Origin of the sequence: Bacillus gaemokensis, assembly GCF_001590835.1 — a bacterium.
Classification (GTDB): domain Bacteria; phylum Bacillota; class Bacilli; order Bacillales; family Bacillaceae_G; genus Bacillus_A; species Bacillus_A gaemokensis.
In genome coordinates, this window is sequence record NZ_LTAQ01000012.1 from 141,385 (window position 1) to 162,615 (window position 21,231).

A 21,231-nucleotide genomic window follows, 5' to 3' on the forward strand; every position below is an offset into this window, starting at 1 on the left:
AAGTTGCTTTTTACCTTCTTGTGGGGAAAGTTCTTAGACTCAAGGGACTAGGAGGCAGAGCTAGACAAAGAAAAGTGGAAGCAGCTTGCTCAGAATAGGAGGTGGATGGAGCTCCTGACAGAGAGGCGTAGTGTGCCTCGGAGGAAGGCGCGAAACCACCGAGTATTCTAGCTGCTGGAACTAGATAAGAAAGAGACCATGAGTGGTCTCTTTCTTATTATTATCGAATTGTATAATCAACCGAAAACGTAACAGGACTATAGTAAACAAAAGGAGCATGGAACTGTACGTACATATTTCCGTCTGTTTTTGCAGTGAAAATTCTTCCGTAGCCATCAGAGTAATGACCGATAAGTTTATCGTTTACATCATAAACGCTGTAGCTAGGTGTTCTGCTGTTAAGTTGAATTGTTAGTTCTTGCCCCTTTTGGAGATAAACAGCTTCTTTTTCAGAACTGCTACCTGTACGAAGAGAATAGTACTTTGTAAAGCTTTGCTCTTGGATCGTTGCCGCAGCAGCTTTTGTTTCAGGAATGAAAGCGGTAGCGCCTGTAATTCCAGCTAAAGTTAATGCACCTGCAAGAATCATTTTTTTCATAATCTCAATTCCTCCTTGTTTAGTGTAACTATTTTTGTTACAGTTAGTATTTTACATGATAATAGCCTGGAATAAATATGCTTTTATGTATATTTATTTTTTCTCAATAGAAAAGCCACCGTTTTCAAACGGTGGCTTTGATTATTATTAAGCAGCCTTTTGCCCTGTTTGTCCAGCTGGTTTTTGAAGAACATCATAGACACCAGTACCAATAACTTCTAACGCCATTTTCATACGCTCTGGTGAGATGTTTTCTAAAACGCTATCTTGTGGTGTGTGGTATACCTTTTCAATGTGATAGATAAGTGGATCCCAACTGTCGACCCCCATCCAAATAAATAGTGCAGAAGGGATGCCCGCGTAAGCAAATGGTACATGGTCACTAGAGCCGAATTTTCCTTGAAGAACAAGGTCATTATTTAGCTGTTTACTAGCATTTAATGCTGCGTCTGTTACAAGATTCGTAGAACCATCAGGTGTCATCGCATATAAATTTTTTGCTTTATCATAGTTTGTAGCAACCATATCAGCATTGAACACGCCTAAAATACGATCGCGTTCTTGTTGTGATAAGTTATCAACGTAGTGTTCAGAGCCAATTAGGCCCATCTCTTCTGAACCGAAAGCAATAAAGCGGATTTCTTTGTCAGTTTCTACATTTTGAAATGCTCGAGCGAGTTCTAATACCAATCCTGTTCCAGAAGCATTATCATTCGCCCCTGGTGCTCCAGCAACGCTGTCATAATGGGAACTTACAATAACAGCTTGTTCATTTCCTGTGCTGTTTTTTGGTTTCTTTTTCGCAATAACATTTAGAGATTGTAAGTTTGATTCATGGCGTGCTTTTAAAGAAAGAATTGTACTACCCTTTTTAGCTAATTCTTCTTTGAAGGCATTACCTTGTGCATAAGCAAGACCAAATACAGGGATGGATTGTTTCTTTGTTAATCTTGGATTGAAAGTTTGTCCATAGTTGCCGCGACCACCAATTAAACTATATAAGAGGACACCTTTAGCACCTTTGGCTACAGCATTTTCTACCTGCTTGTTGTAATCTGCTACTGTCGCTCCTCTTTCGAATAAAACAATTTTTCCACTTACTTCATTTGGAATTTCAGCTAGTTTTGTCCCGTTTTTAACAAAAATGAGGGGAGCTGTAACAGCCTCAGTTGAAATCAGAGAATTTGGGGCAGCGCCTGCTTGCCAATTTCGTGATTGAGACATTGGTGAGTCGATGAAGCCAACATATTGATCTGGTACAGAAAATGGCTGATATTCCACTTCATATCCCATTGATTTTAACTGCATCCCAACGTATCGGGAAGCCCATTTTTCTGATTGTGTCCCGCCAGGGCGTGGGCCAATTGTTTCTGATAAAAAACGGATGTGTTCAATTGCACGGTTAGTATCAATTTGCCCTGTAACAGGCGAGGTTTTGACGGTTTCTGACGGGGAATCAGCTTTTGCTTGTCCAATCGGAGTTAAGCTAAAAGCGAGTGTTGTAGCAAGCAAGGAGCTTACTATTTTTTGTTTCAGTGATTTTCTCATATTTTCCTCTCCTATTCTTCTATTCTCTCTGACTGACAAAAGAAGACGGATAACGACTCTATTCTACCTTTAATTATCTGTATTTTCAATTAATTTAAGTTGAGAAATAAGGTAAACCCTAATCAGTAGGGGGCTTACTGCCTACGAATAGCGTGATAAAAATGTGAATATTGTTGTATGCATATTTTTAGAAGGGGTGTATATGCTATTATCTTAGATAAAGGTTCGCTTTCAATTTTGAAGGCCCCTAAATTGCATGAATCTAGTGTACCCAAGCTTTAGATTATGTAGCGAAAAAGAAATCCTAGGTGGGATTTCTTTTTCTTATGCTTGAACCTTTTGAAGACGATGAGTGTCATGTTTCCACATTTCATGATTATCATCAATATATGTAAGGCATCCATATGAAAAAAGAGAAATCACCGTTGATTTCTCTTTTTTTGTATAGAAAAAGGAATGCATCTTTCTACTTGCATTCCTTTCATTTCCTACACTTCAGTTAATATAATTGGTTCGCCACGTGTTACGACAATTGTATGTTCACATTGTGCAACAAGACTCTTATCTGGTGTTACGAATGTCCAGCCATCATCACCACGTTCAATGATGTGGTCAGCTTTCATAGAGATGAAAGGTTCTACCGCGATAACAAGACCATCTTTAAGAAGTGAATTATCCATTGGATCATAATAGCTTAAAATGTGATTTGGTGCTTCGTGTAAGCTAAGACCAATGCCATGTCCTGTTAGGTTTTGGATGACTTGATAGCCATTTTTGTGTGCGAAATTAGAAACCGCACGGCCAATCTGGTTTTGTTTTGAACCAGCTTTGATTTTTTTCATTGCTGCCCAAAATGCATCTACAGCAGCTTGGCAAAGTTTTTCTTTTTCCTCATCTTGCCCAAGAACGAAAGAAATACCTGTATCTGCATAATAGCCATCAAGTGCAGCAGATACGTCAACGTTTACTAAGTCGCCTTCTTTTAGTACACGATTTCCTGGAATACCATGGGCTACTTCTTCATTTACACTAATGCAAGTTACACCCGGAAAATTATATTCTTTTTCAGGTGCCGAAATAGCACCGTGCTCATCTAATACTTTTTTACCAATCAAATCAAGCTCTTTCGTTGTCATACCTGGCGTCGCTTGTTTTTTCATTTCTTCGCGTGCAAGTGCAACGATACGGCCGATTTTTCGTAAAGCTTCTAAATCTTGTTCGTTACGAATAATCATAAAAACCACTGTCCTTCCTCAAATATATCTTACACGATTGTATCATGTTTATTTTTGTCCTGCTACTTGTGTACAAGTAGTCTCCTTTTGGGGGTGTTTTGAAAGGGGGTGTATTAATTATTTGATGGGTCTCATAGGGATTTCATGACAATTGTCATATTCATGTCATGACGTATTTTACTGTTTTCCATCTCTTGCAATTTATACAATGTAAATATAAGGACCGACGGAGGTGGAGAGATGGAAAAGATTATTGAAGTAAATGGTGTTTCGAAAACATTTAAACATAAAAAGGCTGTAAATAACGTTTCATTTCATGTGGAGAAGGGACAGATTGTTGCACTACTTGGGCCGAATGGCGCAGGGAAAACAACAACAATCTCAATGATGCTTGGGCTAAAGGATCCATCAGAAGGAAGTGTTTCTATATTTGGAAAGAGTCCTAAACATCGGGCTGTTCGTAATCGCCTTGGTGCAATGCTGCAAGAAGTAAGTGTAATCGATAGTATATCGGTGGAGGAAACAAATTCAGGAACGTTGTTAACAGTAAAAGTTCCAATTGTCATTAGAACAGGAAAAGATGGGGTGAGAGCATGATTCGAATTATTATTGCTGAAGATCAGCGGATGCTGCGCGGGGCACTAGGAGCCTTGCTTGATTTAGAAGACGATATTGAAGTGGTTGGGCAAGCTGAGAATGGGGAAGAGGCTTTGAAGCTAATTGAATCATTGCAGCCGGATGTCAGTATTATGGATATCGAAATGCCGATTCAAAGTGGATTGGATGTTGCTGAAACATTACAGAAGAAAAAATCACCATGCAAAATGATGATCTTAACAACATTTGCGCGGCCAGGTTATTTTGAAAGAGCAATGAAAGCTGGCGTTCATGGGTATTTATTAAAGGATAGCCCAAGTGAAGATTTAGCAGCCGCAATTCGCAATGTGATGAAGGGGAAACGAGAGGTTTCTCCTGAATTAATGTTTGGGTTGTGGCAAGAGAAAAATCCATTATCAGATCGTGAGAAAGAAGTACTTCTGTTAGCGAAAGAAGGAAAAACAGCAAATGAAATTGCGAAGGCACTTTATCTTTCGCCTGGTACAGTGCGGAATTACATTTCAGAGGTACTAACGAAATTAGATGCTAAAAATAGAATTGAAGCTATTACAATTGCAGAAGAAAAGGGATGGATATAGAAAAAGATGTTTACCGACATGCATGGGTAAACATCTTTTTTGTTAGTTTCCTTTTTGTATTTCTACGACTTTATTTACTTTTGCTAAAGATTTATATCCATGTGCTTGGAATGCTTTTTCAAATTCTGTTGAAGTAGTATTACCATATAAATCTTTTGCAGCTTGTACAATGTGAGATTGTAGGGATTCGAAATCTTCTGCTGAAGTAGCATAGTTTTGTAAAGCACGCATAACCACTTTACTTACTTTTTCGTTTCCTTGCTTTTGAACAGATACACCGTTGTATGTTTTTCCTTCAGCTAATTGGTATAGGACATGGCTAATAATACCTGAATTCACATGGGATTCTTGATCATTTCCATCATTATAAAATTCTTGTAAGTTTGTATATAGCTTTTGTCCACCGTCGCCAATTTCTTTCGGGATATCTCGGATTGTTAGACCACCTAATGTATCGCCCATAATCCAATTTCCTTTATCTTTTTTTACATAAAATTCGATTTGTGTACCCCAGAAATCTGCAAGGCCTTCATTCAGTGCATCTGTTTCAGTATTTGGATATTTGATCATATTATTTTTTGTTGTGCCACTAAATACAGCATGTCCGAATTCATGAGCCGTTACATCAAGAGCAGAAGTTAATTTACCATTTAAACCATCTCCGAAAACCATCTGATTCCAAGCCGGATGCCAAAATGCATTTACATAGTTTTCTTTGATACCATCACTCACTTCAGTAGAATCAAATCCATGCACACTTGCAACAACTTTTGTGTCTTTATTATCGTAGCTTTTTAAATTGTGTTCTTTCTTAAAGTAATCATAAATATTGCTCATGTTTTTCATAGCGCCAGCTGCTTCTTTATCTGCAAAATTAGTCGTGTTACTAGAAATAAGCGTACCAGGGTAACCTGCTTGACTCTCGCCACCTTTTGCATCCGCGTAATTTGCATTATAAATATAAATGCCCTTACCACGAGATAAGTCGGCTAAATAAAACTTGCCATCAGCACCTTTTGCGATATTAAATAATACATTTTCTTGTAATGCATTTATGCCAGTTCCCTGTTCTTTAGCTGGAGATAGCGAAGGGAGGGTTGCTTTGTTAATAGGGGTATTCTCTTTATTTTTAATAAATTTCTCCTGAAACAGTACGTCTCTATTTCTTAAATCAATGATTGCGTTGCCACTTATAACTTGGGCATTGTTTTCATATGTAAAAGTAATGACTTCTGCATATGTGAAACTCTCATCTTTTTTCTTATAAATGACAGTTTCACTAGAAAACTCTTTTTCAATTGCATCACTCGAAATTTGTAATGTATTACGTAATGAAGATTTTACTTCATTTTTCGACAAAAAATTTGTTATAGTAAGATTAGGTTGCTGTTCTAAATTTTGGGCGACCTTACCACTAACAGTCGTAATTACCCCATTTTTATCTACTTTAACAATGATGTCTTGACCGTATACTTTATAGCTTTTATAAGTTTGGGCAAGACGTACTTCTGTTTGATTTTCTTTTATTTCTTTGTTAGTAGGTTGAAAATCAACATTTTTTTCAGTGGTAACTTGTTCTTGTTGCGCTTTTGCCCCATCTACTTCACCTTTTAAGTATTTTTTAGCAATGTTTTCTTTTGTATCATTTTGCGGTTCGGTTAATTTACCAATTGTTAATCCAGGCTGAGCAATTTCAACTTTGACATCATTTTTATCAACTTCCTGGGCATGAATAACTTCTGTCGATAAAGGACAGAGTAGCCCGAAAGTGAGAAGTGCACTAGTAATTTTTTTATAATTCATCTCTAACACTCCCAATCTAGTATTTGTATGAGATGAATTTTAAAGAAAATTCGATAAATTTCATATATATTATGCAATATTACATATCAAAAAATGTCGAAAAACCATTATTGTAGTGGTATGACAACTTAAAAAGTTAGATTTCTGTAATGGGATGGTGAGCTATTATGCACGCAGAAAAGCTAGGAGCCGAAATAAAGAAAATTAGAATATTGAGGGGTTTAACACAAAAACAGTTGTCTGAGAATATATGTCATCAATCAGAAGTGAGTAGGATTGAGTCAGGAGCAGTATACCCAAGTATGGATATACTTCAAGGAATTGCAGCAAAATTACAAGTTCCCATCATTCATTTTTATGAAGTTCTCATTTATTCTGATATTGAAAGAAAGAAGCAGTTTAAGGATCAAATTATATTACTTTGCAAACAAAAGAAGTATAAGGAAATTTACGATAAAGTTTGGGCTGAACTCCAAAAAGGTAAATATCATTCTGAATTTCAACAATTTCTTCAGTGGCAGTATTATTTATCAGCGTATATGTTAAAAAAGGTGAATTATGAATATTGTATTTTGGAACTAAAAAAATTACTAAATCAGCAATTAGTAGGGATTGATGTATTTCAAAATTTGTACATAGAAAATGCCATAGCAAATATTTACGCAGAAAATGGGTATTTCAAAAAAAGTATTGAGTTATTTGAAAGTATTTTAAAACAATTGGAATCTCTACATAGCAATGAAGAATTTGCTGTAAAGATTAGGTATAATCATGCTAAAGCGCTATACTTAGATGAACGATATGAAGAGGCATTTTACCAAGTTAGAAAGGCGATTGCAATTTCTTGTCGTATTAACAGCATGGCATTAATTGGACAATTATATTATCAAAAAGGTGAGTGTCTTGAAAAATTAGGATATGCAGAGGAAGAGATTAAAGGAGCCTATGAAAAAGCACTGTTCTTCTTTGATTTATTAGAGTTACATGCGTATAAGGAGACACTATTAAAAAAATTAATTTAAAAGGATATGTGAATTGGGGTTTTATGGATATGCATTATTGCATATAATATGGATAAATTTTCATGGTATAGTGAAAGAAAAATGTGTGGGTGATGGAATATGAAAAAGCTACTTATTGGTAGTGTGTTGACGTTAGCAATGGTATGGGGTATTTCTTTAGGAGATACATTTGTAGAGAAAAGTCAGGTAATAACTGATAATAATCAAGAAGTACAATTAGCTTCTGATTTACCGTTTGAATATTAATAAAAAGAAACAACCGCTTTATGATTGTAGTGGTTGTTTCTTTTTTAATAGATTCCATACATCTTTACTAGAAACAGGTTTGCTAATTAAGAAACCTTGAATGTGATCACAATTTTGGTTGTGTAAGAATGACCATTGTTCCTCAGTTTCAACCCCTTCAGCAATGACACTAAGTTGTAAATCTTTTGCCAGTGTAATAATCGAAGAAGTGATAGCTTCTTCTAGTGGGTTTTTATTAATTTCGCTTATAAACTCCCTAGCAATCTTCAAGGTATGGATTGGATATTTTGTTAAGTAAGACAACGAGCTGTATCCTGTTCCAAAGTCATCTATTGAAATTTGAACACCAAGCTCCTGAAGGCGCTCTAGTTTTTCAATAACGGATTGTTTTTTGTTAAGTGCGATACTCTCAGTAATTTCTAAATCTAATGCTTCCGGAGGTAACTGCGTTCTTTCTAATACCTCTGAGATGATAGGGATTAAATCTATATGATTAAATTGTACAACTGATAAATTGACACCTACTTTTAAATAAGTAAACCCTTGATCGTGCCATTTTTTTGCTTCCTGACATGCAGTTTGAAGAATCCACTTTCCAAGCTCGATAATAAACCCTGTTTCCTCCGCAAGAGGGATAAATTGTGTAGGTGATACAATCCCAAGCTTTGGATGTTTCCAACGAATCAAGGCTTCGAAGCCGATGATACGTTTTGTCTGTGTATGAACCTGAGGTTGATATTGTAAGAAGAATTCGCTTTGTTGTAATGCTTTTGAAAGCTCTCCTTCTAAAAATTGTGTTTCTTGTTCGACAATACTCATTTCTTTTGAGAAGAAAACAAATTTGTTTTTTCCTGTTGCCTTTGCGCGGTACATAGCAATATCTGCATGTTTCATAAGCTCCGTTACATTTGTTCCAAGCTCTGGATACATTGCAACGCCAATGCTAGGTGTTACAGATAACTCTTCATTTTGGATAAAGAAAGGTTTGTTTAGTGCTGTTAGTAGTTGCTCTGCTATACATTTGGCATCTTTCTGTGTATAAATATTTGGTAACAGGATTGTGAATTCATCTCCTCCTTGACGCGCGACAACATCTTTTGGGTGCAAAGAAGCTTGTAGCCTTTTGGAAACTTCAATTAATAACATATCTCCAACGTTATGTCCAAGTCGATCATTAATCTTTTTAAAGCGATCTAAATCTACAAATAATACTGCTAGAGATGTTCTTCTTCTACTAGCTTCATGTAGAGCATCATGTAAATCTTTTTCGAATTTTCGGCGATTCGGTAAACCTGTAAGTGCGTCATGAAATGCTAAATGTTCAATTTGTAATTGCTTCTCATTCAATTCAGTAATGTCACGAGCGATGCCGAACATCCCTACTACGAATTCTTCAACTAAAATTGGAATGAGTGTAATGTGTAGATGATAGTAATAGTTTTCTTTCATTTTTGTACGTGTTTCTAAAGTTTGTGGTGTACCATCTTTTGTGTGCTGTAATGCAGTTTCTACCAATTCATAATCCTTTTCATCAATGAAATGTAAAAGGGAATAGCTAGTATCTTCGCAATAGTATGCTTTAAATAAGTTGGCACAAGCCTTATTTGTACTTTGAAATTTTCCATTTAGATTGAGTGAAAAAACGGCATCAGGATGATCCTCAAATAGTGATTTATATTGTTGTTCGCTTCTGGAAAGAGCAATAATGCCTTCTTTTACTTTATCCTCTAGTTTGGTAGTTAGGTCTTCGTATGTATGAACTAAATTTTGATTACCTTTCCACATATAAAATTGGCGCAAGAATAATAAGAGAAGGGAAGCTCCGAAACCAATGAACATAAACTTTTCTTGTGAAAACCTCGAGATGATAAAAATTGAGACCATAAATATGCTGAAATATGGCAAAATAAATCGAATATAATCAAAGTGATAGTATTTTACTTTTGTCTCATTTACAACAGGCCTATCTAAAACATATAGTAATGCAGATAAGCCAATTGATAAGAGAGAGATTGTATGAATGAAATAAGTTACTTCCGCAGAAATTTTTATGCCTCTATATAGCTGGTGAATATAAATATATCCGTAAATGAGTATAGTAGAGAAGCCAATGATTAGTGCCATCCTACTAGTAGAGTGTTGTTCTCTTCTATATAGACTAATAACAGCATATACAACTAATGATTGTGCGATAAAATAACCTGTTAATATCCACATTTCTATTGTGAGAGTATAAATGTTTGAAATGTTAAGAATGACGGTGAATGTAAAGTATGCAGTCATAATGGTTATGAATATACTATCGAATAAAAATTGCAATAAACCTTGCATAGAATAATTTCTTGTGAATTTTACCGTGAATGCGATAAACAATAGAACGTACTGTATGATAAAAAATGGCATCGCTTCGTATGAAAAAACAGCTTGTTTATAAATAGAAAATGAATAGAAATACAATGTAACTTCCATTACAAATCCAAACAAGCAGGTACATAAAATAAGAATCCAAAAAAAATTTTCACCACCAGAAAGTCGGTGAATTGCTTTATATAAGCAATAGCAGGTTAGGAGAGCCGAGAAGCAAAATAAGAAAAGGATCCCAACTTCTTTCCCCGCCCAATTTTTGGGAAGTAAGATAATCCATAAGAAAAATATAAAACAATATAAGATAATAAAATTTATGTATAGTTTATGTTTAGGCATTGTATAACTCCATCTCGATAAGATATTAATCTAAATAATAACATATAAAGAATAACGGAATCGCAAAAAACGTTACAATTACCATTGTAACGTTGCACCACTTATTCGTTTTATTCCTCGTATAGCAGTGAGCTCATTGACTAATTGAAAAAGTGCTAATTCTTTTTGCTTACTTTCAATCATAATATCGAAATCCTGATTTACTGCTTTCGTAATGTGTAAAAAAGGCTTTATAAATGCGGCATCAATATAATTAGCATGGGATCTGAATTCCTTTTCTGATTTCGGTGAAGAAATATGAACTTTAGGGATGGTATTTGTATGATGCCATGTTTTAAAAATAGCCGGCAGTAGTTCTTCTAACGGTTCATCACAAAGGTTTGCCGTGTGATGATGATAATCAAAGACGAAAGGGATTTTTTCTTGTTGGCAAACAGTTAATGTTTCAGAAGCTGTATATGTTTTATCATCGTTTTCAAGTGTCATTTGTTGTTTGATATATGAAGGAAGTTTTTTTATATTTTCATGAAAGCGTATAAGGGCTGCTTCCTTATTACCATATGCACCGCCTACATGGATATTGATATAGGAGGAATCTGCTAATCCCATAGCGTTCAAAATGTTATAATGATATGTCATGTCTAAAACAGCATTGTCTGTAATATGAGGTTTTTCACTCGTAAATAATGTGAATTGATTCGGGTGAAAACTTACTCGTAAGTTATGTTCTTGAATTGAATCTACCGTATTTTTCCAAAGTAGTGCGAATGTATGAATATAATCGAAATCTACTTCAGGATGTGTTGCGAGTGGAACGATAGAAGATGATAATCGATATAATGGAATTTCATGTGCGATATTGTAATGCAGGATACGTAATGTATGCATAAGGTTTTGTTCGGTAACATTATAGAGCTTTTCCTCTCGTTCTTGTTTTTTTAACTTGCTCCAAGTTGTAAATGTCATTGTTTTTGCAGGAGAGCAGTCATGCAGTGCAACTGCATGTGAGACATATCCAAAGCGCATAATCATATGAAACACCTCTTTCTTTTATAAGTTGTTTTATAAGAAAAATGATAACATTGTCCCAATCCACTCTTTTCCTTTATCAACAAGAGAGCGGGAGTTAACATCCTTCCAAGAAAGTAGTGCCGCCCCCTCTATATCCTTGCTAATTTTGGTCTTAATCTCCTTTATAAAAGTCGAATCGTATAGGAGACAATTTATTTCGTGATTGATATATAAACTTCTCATGTCAACATTGGCTGTTCCGATATCGCAAGTATGGTCATCTACCATAATAATTTTTGCATGGAAAAATCCTTCTTGAAATTCATAAATGTTACAACCTGCCTTCATCAACTTCCGGCAGTATGGTAATTTAGCTTCTCGAACGAGTGGGTGATCTGCTTTTTTCGGAACGAGAATGGTGATACGAACGCCTCGTTTTTTCGCTTGTAATAGGGCATCCATAATTCTTTTTCCAGGAATAAAATAAGGTGTGCCAATATATAATTCTTCTTTGGCACTTTCAATAAGGTTTAAGAACGTTTGTTGTAAGTAAGCACCGTCTGTTGGGATGAAGCGATGTAGTACGGTGCCTGGTAATTGCTTTGGAAAATAGATCGTATCCCTTAGTAAATTTTCAGCAGTATCATCGCGCCAATCATGTAAAAACTGCGTTTGTAAATCTTGTACGCCTTCTCCAGTCAGACGTAAATGATAATCGCGCCATGGTCCCAACCTAGCATCGTGTCCCAAGTATTCTTCCCCGATGTTGAAGCCCCCAATATAGCCAATCTTTCCATCAATGATTGTAATTTTTCTATGGTTTCTTTGATTCGCAGAAAAAAAGAGAAATGGAAATTTAATGTTATGGCAAAACGAAAAAGAGACACCGTGTTTTTGTAACGAGTGGATGGATTCTCTTGATAATTGGTGACTTCCAAGACGATCGAGGAGGAGGCGAACTTGGACTCCTTGTTTTGCTTTGTCGATAAGTAGTTGTAAAAAGGTTTGACTTATTTCATCATTTTTAACGATAAAAAATAAAATATGAATATGGTGCTGTGCTTGTTTGATATCGGTAAATAAGTCATTATATAAATCCTTTCCATATGTATAAAGTTGAAAATTGCTTCGGCGTAAAGGAAACGAGCGAGGCTTGATTCGTTTTAAATGAAGCTTTCTTCCATATGAAAGGTCTATCGTGATCCATAGGGCAAAACATAGTAGTAAGAGAGATAAAAAAATCATTACCGAACTCCCTCCTTTGTATTCATTTTCACCTTGCTATTTGTGGGCAATAAGACCTCTTGTTGATTAAAGCTTCACTTTTTACTTTCCCCCAAATAAACAGCTTTATGAAAAAATGTGTTGTTGTATAACAAAAAAACTGTTGACTGAATGCTCACTCATTATATAATGGAGGTAGGGGATATAATTCAGAAAATTTATTATTTTCTAAGATTCTGAAAGAGAAAGGACTTACAAAGAGAGGGGTAGCATAAAAATGAATAGCTTACTGATCATGAATTGGCTGGCTGCCATTGCTGTTATTGCTTATGCAGGATATTTGTTTGTGTATCTTATACGAACGAGGATGGCCTACATACAATTAGGAAAAAAGGTAGAATTTGATCGCCGCTTTAAAGAACGATGGGACATTCTTAAGGTCAATGTTTTTGGTCAAAAAAAATTATTGAAAGATAAAAAAAGCGGTATTATGCATGTTATGTTTTTTTACGGATTTATTCTTGTCCAATTTGGAGCAATTGACTTCGTTTGGAAAGGATTAGCACCAGGATCACATCTTCCACTTGGACCACTATACCCTGCATTTACATTCTTCCAGGAAATTATCACACTTATGATTTTAATCGCAGTTTTTTGGGCTTTTCATAGAAGATACGTTGAAAAACTTGTTCGTTTAAAGCGTAACTTCAAATCAGGTCTTGTTCTTATTTTTATTGGAGGCTTAATGCTTTCTGTACTACTAGGTAATGGGATGGGCATTATATGGCATGGCGAAGAGCTTTCGTGGAGTGAACCAATCGCTTCTGGAATCGCTTACGTTTTCTCGGGAATAAATGAAACCGCAGCCATTTCTGTGTTCTATTTCTCTTGGTGGGTGCATCTACTTATTTTGTTAACGTTTTTAGTTTATGTACCACAGTCTAAACATGCACATTTAATTGCTGGACCAGTTAATGTATTCTTTACTCGTCTTTCTAATCCAGGGAAACTTGAAAAAATTGATTTTGAAGATGAAACACAAGAAACATTTGGGGTTGGGAAAATTGAAGACTTCAGGCAGACACAGCTTATCGATCTATACGCTTGTGTAGAGTGTGGCCGTTGTACAAATATGTGCCCGGCAACGGGAACGGGCAAGATGTTGTCGCCGATGGATTTAATTGTAAAGCTTCGTGATCATTTGACTGACAAGGGGGCAGCAGTGACATCACGGGCGCCGTGGGTTCCGACAGTTGCTTTTAATAATACACAAGGAAATCAGTTAGCGATGATGGCATCTCATACAGGCCAACAAGAGTCGGCTGCTACAGCACTTGCATACGATCCAAGCTTGATTGGTGACGTTATTACAGAAGAAGAAATTTGGGCATGTACAACGTGTCGGAACTGTGAAGATCAATGTCCAGTTATGAATGAGCACGTTGATAAAGTCATTGATCTGCGCCGTTACCTCGTGTTAACAGAAGGAAAGATGGACGCGGAAGCGCAGCGTGCTATGACGAATATTGAGCGCCAAGGTAATCCGTGGGGTCTGAACCGTAAAGAGCGTGAAACATGGCGCCAAGGTGATGATGAAGTAACAGTTTCGACTGTAAAAGAGAAAACAAAAGCTGGCGAGGAATTTGAATATTTATTTTGGGTGGGCTCGATGGGATCTTATGATAATCGCAGTCAGAAAATTGCAATATCATTTGCGAAGCTGATGAATAAAGCAGGCATTTCCTTTGCGATTCTTGGTAATAAAGAAAAGAACTCTGGAGATACACCGCGTCGTCTTGGGAATGAATTTGTATTCCAGGAGATGGCTACAAAAAACATTGAAGAATTTGAAAAAGCAGGTGTGAAGAAAATCGTTACGATTGATCCGCATGCCTATAACACATTTAAAAATGAGTATCCAGACTTTGGCTTACAAGCGGAAGTCTATCACCATACAGAACTATTAGCAGAGTGGGTGAAAGAGGGGCGCTTAACGCCAGTTCACCGAATTGAAGAAACAATTACGTATCATGATTCCTGTTATTTAGGAAGATACAACGAAGTATACGAAGCGCCGCGCAGTATTTTAAAAGCGATTCCAGGCGTAAGTGTTGTTGAAATGGAACGTAATCGTGAAACCGGAATGTGCTGCGGCGCAGGCGGCGGGCTAATGTGGATGGAAGAAACGACTGGCTCGCGTATTAACGTTGCGCGTACAGAGCAAGCACTTGCAGTGAAACCATCAATTATTGGTACTGGATGTCCGTATTGCTTAACTATGATTAGTGACGGTACGAAAGCAAAAGAAGTAGAAGAACAAGTTCAAACGCTAGATGTAACAGAGATTTTAGAACGCTCTGTTATCGGGCCTAAGAAAGAAGCGATGTAACTTTTGAGAATATATACAACTTTAGAAGGAGGTGCAAGATTTGCACCTCTTCTCAACGTATGGATATTGAGCGGACGCTCAGCTCCGAAAAAAAGAAATGGGGGAAAGAAACTTGGCAAAAACAGTTATTTTAAGTGCGGCAAGAACACCGGTTGGAAAGTTTGGGGGAACTTTAAAGGATGTAAAGGCAACGGAACTTGGAGGAATTGCAATAAAAGCTGCGCTTGAGCGAGCGGATGTTTCTGCAAATGCCATTGAAGAAGTTGTATTTGGAACTGTTATTCAAGGCGGACAAGGACAAATTCCTTCACGCCAAGCTGCAAGAGAAGCAGGGCTTCCTTGGGAAACACATACAGAAACAGTAAATAAAGTTTGTGCCTCTGGACTTCGTGCTGTAACGTTAGCGGATCAAATGATTCGTGTTGGCGATCAAACGCTTATTGTAGCGGGCGGAATGGAATCGATGAGCAATAGTCCTTATATCTTACAAGGCGCACGCTGGGGATACCGAATGGGACATAACGAAGTTGCTGATTTAAATGTAGTAGATGGCTTAACGTGTTCATTTTCTGGCATACATATGGGTGTGTATGGCGGAGAAGTCGCGAAGGAAGATGGAATCTCTCGCGAAGCGCAAGATGAGTGGGCATATCGCAGTCATCAGCGTGCCGTTGCCGCGCAGAAGGAAGGACGTTTTGAAGAAGAAATCGTTCCTGTTTCAGTGAAGCAAAGAAAAGGAGATCCAATTGTTGTAGCGCAGGATGAAGCACCTCGTGAAGATACAACTGTTGAAAAGTTAGCAAAGTTAAAGCCTGTATTTGATAAGACGGCAGCGGTAACGGCGGGGAATGCACCAGGGTTAAATGACGGTGGTGCGGCGCTTGTGCTAATGAGCGAGGACAGAGCGCAGCAAGAAGGAAGAAAGCCGTTAGCAACGATTTTAGCGCATACAGCAATTGCGGTAGAAGCGAAGGATTTTCCGAGAACACCAGGTTATGCGATTAATGAACTATTGAAGAAAACAGGTAAGAAAGTAGAAGAAATTGATTTATTTGAGATTAATGAGGCTTTCGCAGCAGTTGCGATTGCAAGTGCAAATATTGCAGGGATTGATCCTGAAAAGATAAACGTAAACGGCGGAGCGGTGGCAATGGGGCACCCAATTGGAGCGAGTGGAGCACGTATTATTGTTACGCTTATTCATGCACTGAAGCAGCGCGGCGGAGGAATTGGAATCGCTTCGATTTGTAGCGGCGGCGGTCAAGGCGATGCAATTATGATTGAAGTTCATTAACAAAAAGGGGGAGAAAAAATGAGTGTACAAAAAATTGTTGTAATTGGTGCTGGGCAAATGGGTTCGGGTATTGCACAAGTATGTGCAATGGCAGGTTATGACGTATATATACAAGATTTGAAACAAGAGCAATTAGACAGAGGGCTAGCTATTATTACAAAGAATCTAGCACGCCAAGTAGAAAAAGGAAGAATGGATGAAGAGTCAAAGGAAGCCGCGTTAAATCGTCTTACGGCGACGCTTGAATTAGATTGTGTAAAGGAAGCGGATCTTGTCATTGAGGCAGCCGTTGAAAAAATGGATATCAAAAAGAAAATTTTCGCGAATTTAGATGAAATTGCACCAAAGCATGCAATTTTGGCAACAAATACATCGTCTTTACCAATTACAGAAATTGCAGCGGTAACAAAGCGTCCCGAGAAAGTAATTGGCATGCACTTTATGAATCCTGTTCCAGTTATGAAGCTTGTAGAAATTATCCGCGGACTTGCAACAGACGATGCAGTGTATGAAACAATTGAAGACATTACAAAGAAAATTGGGAAAGTACCAGTTGAAGTAAATGACTTCCCAGGATTTGTTTCTAATCGTATTTTATTACCGATGATCAATGAAGCGATTTATACGCTATATGAAGGTGTGGCGACAAAAGAAGCAATTGATGAAGTAATGAAGCTTGGTATGAATCACCCAATGGGGCCACTTACATTAGCAGACTTTATCGGTTTAGATACGTGTTTATACATTATGGAAGTGCTACATGAAGGACTAGGGGATAGCAAGTACCGTCCATGTCCATTACTGCGTAAATATGTGAATGCAGGTTGGTTAGGCCGAAAAACAGGTCGTGGCTTCTACGTATACGAATAGGGAACAGAAAAGGTAGGTCTTCCTCTTTTTTTCAAAGTAGTGGTCTTACCAAATTGTTAAAAAAGATATATAGCAAATGGGGGCGGGCATATGAATTTTCAGTTTACAGAAGAGCAACAAATGATGAGAAAAATGGTTCGAGATTTTGCTCAAAAGGAAATCGCCCCCTTTGTTCCAAGTATGGAACAAGGGGTGTTTCCTAGGGAGATTTTAAAGAAGATGGGTGAGCTAGGACTGATGGGGATTCCAGCGCCAGCGAAATATGGCGGGGCAGAAATGGACTTTATTTCTTACATTTTGGCCATTGAAGAACTATCAAAAGTAAGTGCGACAATTGGTGTTATTTTAGCGGTACATACATCTGTTGGTACAAACCCAATTTTATATTTTGGAACAGAGGAACAAAAACAAAAGTATGTTTCTAAACTCGCAACGGGTGAATATTTAGGAGCATTTGCTTTAACAGAGCCGAATGCAGGGTCTGATGCAGGGAGCTTAAAATCTCGTGCGGTAAAACAAGGTGACCATTATGTTATTAATGGATCAAAAGTGTTTATTACCAATGGAGGCGAGGCGGATACATATATTGTATTTGCTTCTACGAATCCAGAGGCAGGAAAGAGTGGAATCTCCGCATTTATTATAGAGAAAGATACACCGGGTCTAATCGTTGGAAAAGATGAACATAAGATGGGGCTGCTTGGTTCTCGTACAGTGCAGCTGACATTTGAAGATATGAAAGTACCAGCCGAGAATTTGCTTGGTGAAGAAGGACAAGGCTTTAAGGTAGCGATGGCGAATTTAGATGTTGGTCGTATTGGCATTGGAGCACAGGCGCTTGGAATCGCTGGGGCAGCGCTCACATGTGCAGTGGATTATGCGAAGGAACGCGAGCAGTTTGGGAAGCCGATTGCTGCGCAGCAAGGACTCGGCTTTAAGTTAGCGGATATGGCAACAGGTGTAGAAGCTGCAAGGCTACTTGTATATAGAGCAGCTTCGCTTAGAGCGCAAGGACTTCCGTGCGGGAAGGAAGCATCTATTGCGAAGCTATTTGCTTCCAAAACAGCGGTTGATGTTGCAATTGAAGCGGTGCAAGTATTTGGTGGTTACGGTTATACGAAAGATTATCCAGTGGAGCGGTTTTTCCGCGATGCGAAAATTTGTGAAATTTATGAAGGAACGAGCGAAATACAAAGGCTTGTTATTAGCCGAGCGTTATAACGAGAAGAGGGCGGGGAGGAAAGAACATGCATTTTAAGTTATCAGAAGAACATGAAATGATACGAAAAATGGTTCGAGATTTTGCGAGGAACGAAGTAGCACCGACAGCGGCGGAGCGCGATGAAGAGGAACGATTTGACCGCGCTTTATTTGACCAAATGGCAGACCTGGGTTTAACAGGGATTCCATGGCCTGAAGAATACGGTGGTATTGGAAGCGATTACTTAGCGTATGTAATTGCCGTAGAAGAGTTATCGCGTGTCTGTGCTTCGACAGGTGTAACGTTATCTGCACATACTTCGCTTGCTGGATGGCCTGTTTATAAATTTGGAACAGAGGAACAAAAACAAAAGTTTTTACGTCCGATGGCGGAAGGAAAGAAAATTGGTGCATACGGTTTAACGGAGCCTGGTTCTGGTTCTGATGCGGGCGGAATGAAGACGACTGCAAAACGTGATGGTGACCATTATATTTTAAATGGTTCAAAGATTTTTATTACAAACGGCGGCATCGCTGATATTTACATTGTCTTCGCATTAACTGATCCAGAATCAAAGCAGCGCGGCACGAGTGCATTTATTGTAGAAAGTAGTGCACCTGGATTTTCGGTTGGGAAGAAAGAAAGTAAGCTTGGAATTCGCTCTTCCCCAACGACAGAAATTATGTTTGAAGAATGCCGCGTTCCTGTAGAGAACTTACTTGGCGAGGAAGGACAAGGATTCAAAATTGCGATGCAGACGCTAGACGGTGGCCGTAATGGTATCGCAGCGCAAGCTGTTGGTATTGCACAGGGAGCGTTAGATGCTTCTGTGGATTATGCGAGAGAACGACATCAGTTTGGGAAACCGATTGCCGCGCAGCAAGGAATTGGTTTTAAACTTGCGGATATGGCTACGGGTGTAGAAGCTGCGCGCCTATTAACATATCAAGCAGCTTGGTTAGAATCAGAAGGACTTCCATATGGGAAAGAATCGGCGATGTCGAAAGTGTTTGCTGGAGATACAGCGATGAAGATAACGACTGAGGCAGTGCAAGTGTTTGGTGGCTACGGTTATACGAAGGATTATCCAGTAGAACGCTTTATGCGCGATGCAAAGATTACGCAAATTTATGAAGGAACACAGGAAATTCAAAGACTTGTAATTTCTCGTATGTTAACGAAATAAAGAGAAGCAGTAATGGACAAAAGCGTAGGTGTTTCCTACGCTTTTTCCTTCCAAATGATAGAGAGAGGTGAAGGGGATGGTTAAGCACAATGTGCATGCATCTGTAAAGGATGAGAAGTTGGTTGCGCTGCGGCGTGAACAAATGATCAAAGGAGCGGTGCAGCTTTTTAAGCAAAAAGGGTTTCCACGTACGACAACGAGGGAAATTGCAAAAGCAGCAGGATTTAGTATTGGTACACTTTATGAATATATTCGTACGAAAGATGATGTTTTGTATTTAGTATGTGATAGCATTTATGAACACGTAAAAGAGCGATTAGAAGAAGTGGTGTGCACAGAGAAAGGAAGCGCCCAGAGTTTAAGAGTGGCAATTACAAACTATTTTAAAGTGATGGATGAATTGCAGGAAGAAGTATTAATTATGTATCAAGAAGTCCGCTTTCTGCCGAAAGAATCTCTCCCATATGTATTAGAAAAAGAGTTTCAAATGGTAGGGATGTTTGAAAATATTTTAGAGCAGTGTACGCAAAATGGTACATTTACATTAACTTTGAAGGAAATTCAGTTGCTTGCTCATAATATTTTTATTCAAGGACAAATGTGGGGCTTTAGACGCTGGGCTTTGCAAAAACTTTATACATTAGAGGAGTATACAGAAATGCAAATAAGGTATGTATTACATGGAGCACATATGCTTCCAAAATAAAATCGGGTTTTGTGTTTCTTACTAATGGCGAGTCATTAGTAATCGAGATTTTTCGGTTAATTACTCTCTTAATTTCTTCATAATCTTGAGAAGTGTACTGTACTGTCTGTGAACAGAGAACTGAAAGGGGTATAATGGTAATTCCCTATACACGTGATAAGTTCCTTAATTGAGACATGCTACAAAAAGGCATCGTTGAAAGAATGTCCCATAAATAATAGCCCATCATAACTTTTATCAATTACTCATGAAAGTTTCCCGTTTTTTTTGTAGCATATTTGTTGAAGTTTTGTTTATAATGAATAGTATGGATTTTTTTAACTAGGTCGTTATATATAGGATTATATTTTAAGAAAGGAAGTGCCGCATAAGTGGATTTTAAGAAATATTCACCAGAAGAGCTAAAAGAATTATCCATGATTGAAGTTGTACATAGTGTTTTAGAGGATAAAAGACAAGCAACGTCATTCCATGATTTAGTTCAAGAGATCGCTCAAGTGCTGGGACTGTCTAAAGAGCAAGTTGCTGCGAAGATCGCACAATTTTATACAGATTTAAATATCGATGGACGTTTCATTAATTTAGGAGAAAATCGTTGGGGAATACGCAGCTGGTACCCGTACGAGCAAATTGATGAAGAAATCTTACCTCAAGCTAAACCTAAGAAAAAGCGTAAGGTTGAAGATGACGAAGATTTTGATGACTATGTTGAAGAAGATGAAGATGACTTCGACGGTGACGCTGAAGACGAAGATAATGATGTAGAAGATTTAGACGAGGTTCTTGAAGATGACGAAGACGATGATCTTGACGATTTAGAAGAAGATGATGAAGAATTCGCTGAAGAAGAACTTGAGTATGATGAAACAGAAAAAGAAGAAGAAGAGGAAGAACTGTAGTTCTTGACTTTTCATTATCGTCCATGTAGAATCATTTTTGGGCTCTTTAAAACAAGACGATAATACTTTTAAAGTGTAAATATAAAAGAAAATTGCTCCC

At 37.8% G+C, this 21,231-nt stretch carries 15 protein-coding genes and 3 pseudogenes; 11 read left to right on the top strand and 7 right to left on the bottom strand.

Annotation, left to right across the window (positions count from 1 at the left end; all coding sequences use genetic code 11):
- Positions 1–220: 220 nt before the first annotated feature.
- From AZF08_RS11935 to map, 3 genes and pseudogenes are all read right to left on the bottom strand, one after another.
- The gene (locus AZF08_RS11935; protein ID WP_033673395.1) at positions 221–598 is read right to left on the bottom strand and encodes a hypothetical protein; all 378 of its coding nucleotides are present in this window, start codon (positions 596–598) and stop codon (positions 221–223) included.
- A 147-nt stretch (positions 599–745) separates the two neighbouring features.
- Positions 746–2,146, bottom strand: coding sequence for a M28 family metallopeptidase (locus AZF08_RS11940; protein WP_033673394.1), 1,401 nt, complete (start codon positions 2,144–2,146; stop codon positions 746–748).
- A gap of 488 nt (positions 2,147–2,634) precedes the next feature.
- A pseudogene (gene map / locus AZF08_RS11945) lies at positions 2,635–3,427 on the bottom strand (type I methionyl aminopeptidase).
- Between the two features lie 194 nt (positions 3,428–3,621).
- Between map and AZF08_RS11950 the strand changes: the two are divergent.
- Positions 3,622–3,903, top strand: a pseudogene (locus tag AZF08_RS11950) (ATP-binding cassette domain-containing protein); the annotation flags it as partial.
- Positions 3,904–3,974: 71 nt separating this feature from the next.
- A complete protein-coding gene (locus AZF08_RS11955) occupies positions 3,975–4,577 on the top strand; it encodes a response regulator transcription factor (protein ID WP_033673391.1) in 603 nt (200 codons plus the stop codon).
- Between the two features lie 42 nt (positions 4,578–4,619).
- Here the strand turns inward: AZF08_RS11955 and AZF08_RS11960 are convergent, their stop codons facing one another.
- A complete protein-coding gene (locus AZF08_RS11960) occupies positions 4,620–6,380 on the bottom strand; it encodes a M4 family metallopeptidase (RefSeq protein ID WP_033673390.1) in 1,761 nt (586 codons plus the stop codon).
- A 167-nt stretch (positions 6,381–6,547) separates the two neighbouring features.
- On the opposite strand from AZF08_RS11960, the gene AZF08_RS11965 reads away from it, so the two are divergent.
- Together AZF08_RS11965 and AZF08_RS11970 are read left to right on the top strand one after the other, a co-directional pair.
- On the top strand, positions 6,548–7,402 hold the full coding sequence (locus tag AZF08_RS11965) for a helix-turn-helix domain-containing protein (RefSeq protein ID WP_033673389.1): 855 nt from the start codon (positions 6,548–6,550) through the stop codon (positions 7,400–7,402).
- A 99-nt stretch (positions 7,403–7,501) separates the two neighbouring features.
- Complete coding sequence (locus AZF08_RS11970; protein WP_033673388.1) at positions 7,502–7,648, top strand: quorum-sensing peptide PapR; 147 nt, start codon at positions 7,502–7,504, stop codon at positions 7,646–7,648.
- Positions 7,649–7,666: 18 nt separating this feature from the next.
- Here the strand turns inward: AZF08_RS11970 and AZF08_RS11975 are convergent, their stop codons facing one another.
- The 3 genes from AZF08_RS11975 to cls all read right to left on the bottom strand — a co-directional run bounded on the left by AZF08_RS11975 (position 7,667) and on the right by cls (position 12,607).
- The gene (locus AZF08_RS11975; RefSeq protein ID WP_033673386.1) at positions 7,667–10,351 is read right to left on the bottom strand and encodes a DUF4084 domain-containing protein; all 2,685 of its coding nucleotides are present in this window, start codon (positions 10,349–10,351) and stop codon (positions 7,667–7,669) included.
- Positions 10,352–10,429: 78 nt separating this feature from the next.
- A complete protein-coding gene (gene uvsE / locus AZF08_RS11980) occupies positions 10,430–11,383 on the bottom strand; it encodes a UV DNA damage repair endonuclease UvsE (protein ID WP_033673383.1) in 954 nt (317 codons plus the stop codon).
- A 30-nt stretch (positions 11,384–11,413) separates the two neighbouring features.
- On the bottom strand, positions 11,414–12,607 hold the full coding sequence (gene cls, locus AZF08_RS11985) for a cardiolipin synthase (protein WP_033673382.1): 1,194 nt from the start codon (positions 12,605–12,607) through the stop codon (positions 11,414–11,416).
- Positions 12,608–12,863: 256 nt separating this feature from the next.
- Here cls and AZF08_RS11990 point away from each other — a divergent pair, with 256 nt between their 5' ends.
- The 7 genes and pseudogenes from AZF08_RS11990 to rpoE all read left to right on the top strand — a co-directional run bounded on the left by AZF08_RS11990 (position 12,864) and on the right by rpoE (position 21,131).
- Positions 12,864–14,975 (top strand): heterodisulfide reductase-related iron-sulfur binding cluster, encoded by a 2,112-nt coding sequence (locus tag AZF08_RS11990; protein WP_033673381.1) that lies wholly within the window; start codon positions 12,864–12,866, stop codon positions 14,973–14,975.
- A 9-nt stretch (positions 14,976–14,984) separates the two neighbouring features.
- Positions 14,985–16,269 (top strand): annotated as a pseudogene (locus AZF08_RS11995) (acetyl-CoA C-acetyltransferase).
- Between the two features lie 18 nt (positions 16,270–16,287).
- Positions 16,288–17,139 (top strand): 3-hydroxybutyryl-CoA dehydrogenase, encoded by an 852-nt coding sequence (locus AZF08_RS12000; protein WP_033673379.1) that lies wholly within the window; start codon positions 16,288–16,290, stop codon positions 17,137–17,139.
- A 90-nt stretch (positions 17,140–17,229) separates the two neighbouring features.
- Positions 17,230–18,360: an acyl-CoA dehydrogenase gene (locus tag AZF08_RS12005; RefSeq protein ID WP_033673378.1), complete on the top strand. Its 1,131-nt coding sequence runs from the start codon at positions 17,230–17,232 to the stop codon at positions 18,358–18,360.
- A gap of 26 nt (positions 18,361–18,386) precedes the next feature.
- Positions 18,387–19,526, top strand: coding sequence for an acyl-CoA dehydrogenase AcdA (gene acdA / locus AZF08_RS12010; RefSeq protein ID WP_033673377.1), 1,140 nt, complete (start codon positions 18,387–18,389; stop codon positions 19,524–19,526).
- A gap of 76 nt (positions 19,527–19,602) precedes the next feature.
- Positions 19,603–20,232 (top strand): TetR/AcrR family transcriptional regulator, encoded by a 630-nt coding sequence (locus tag AZF08_RS12015; protein WP_033673375.1) that lies wholly within the window; start codon positions 19,603–19,605, stop codon positions 20,230–20,232.
- Positions 20,233–20,603: 371 nt separating this feature from the next.
- Complete coding sequence (gene rpoE, locus AZF08_RS12020; protein ID WP_033673374.1) at positions 20,604–21,131, top strand: DNA-directed RNA polymerase subunit delta; 528 nt, start codon at positions 20,604–20,606, stop codon at positions 21,129–21,131.
- Positions 21,132–21,231: the final 100 nt, after the last annotated feature.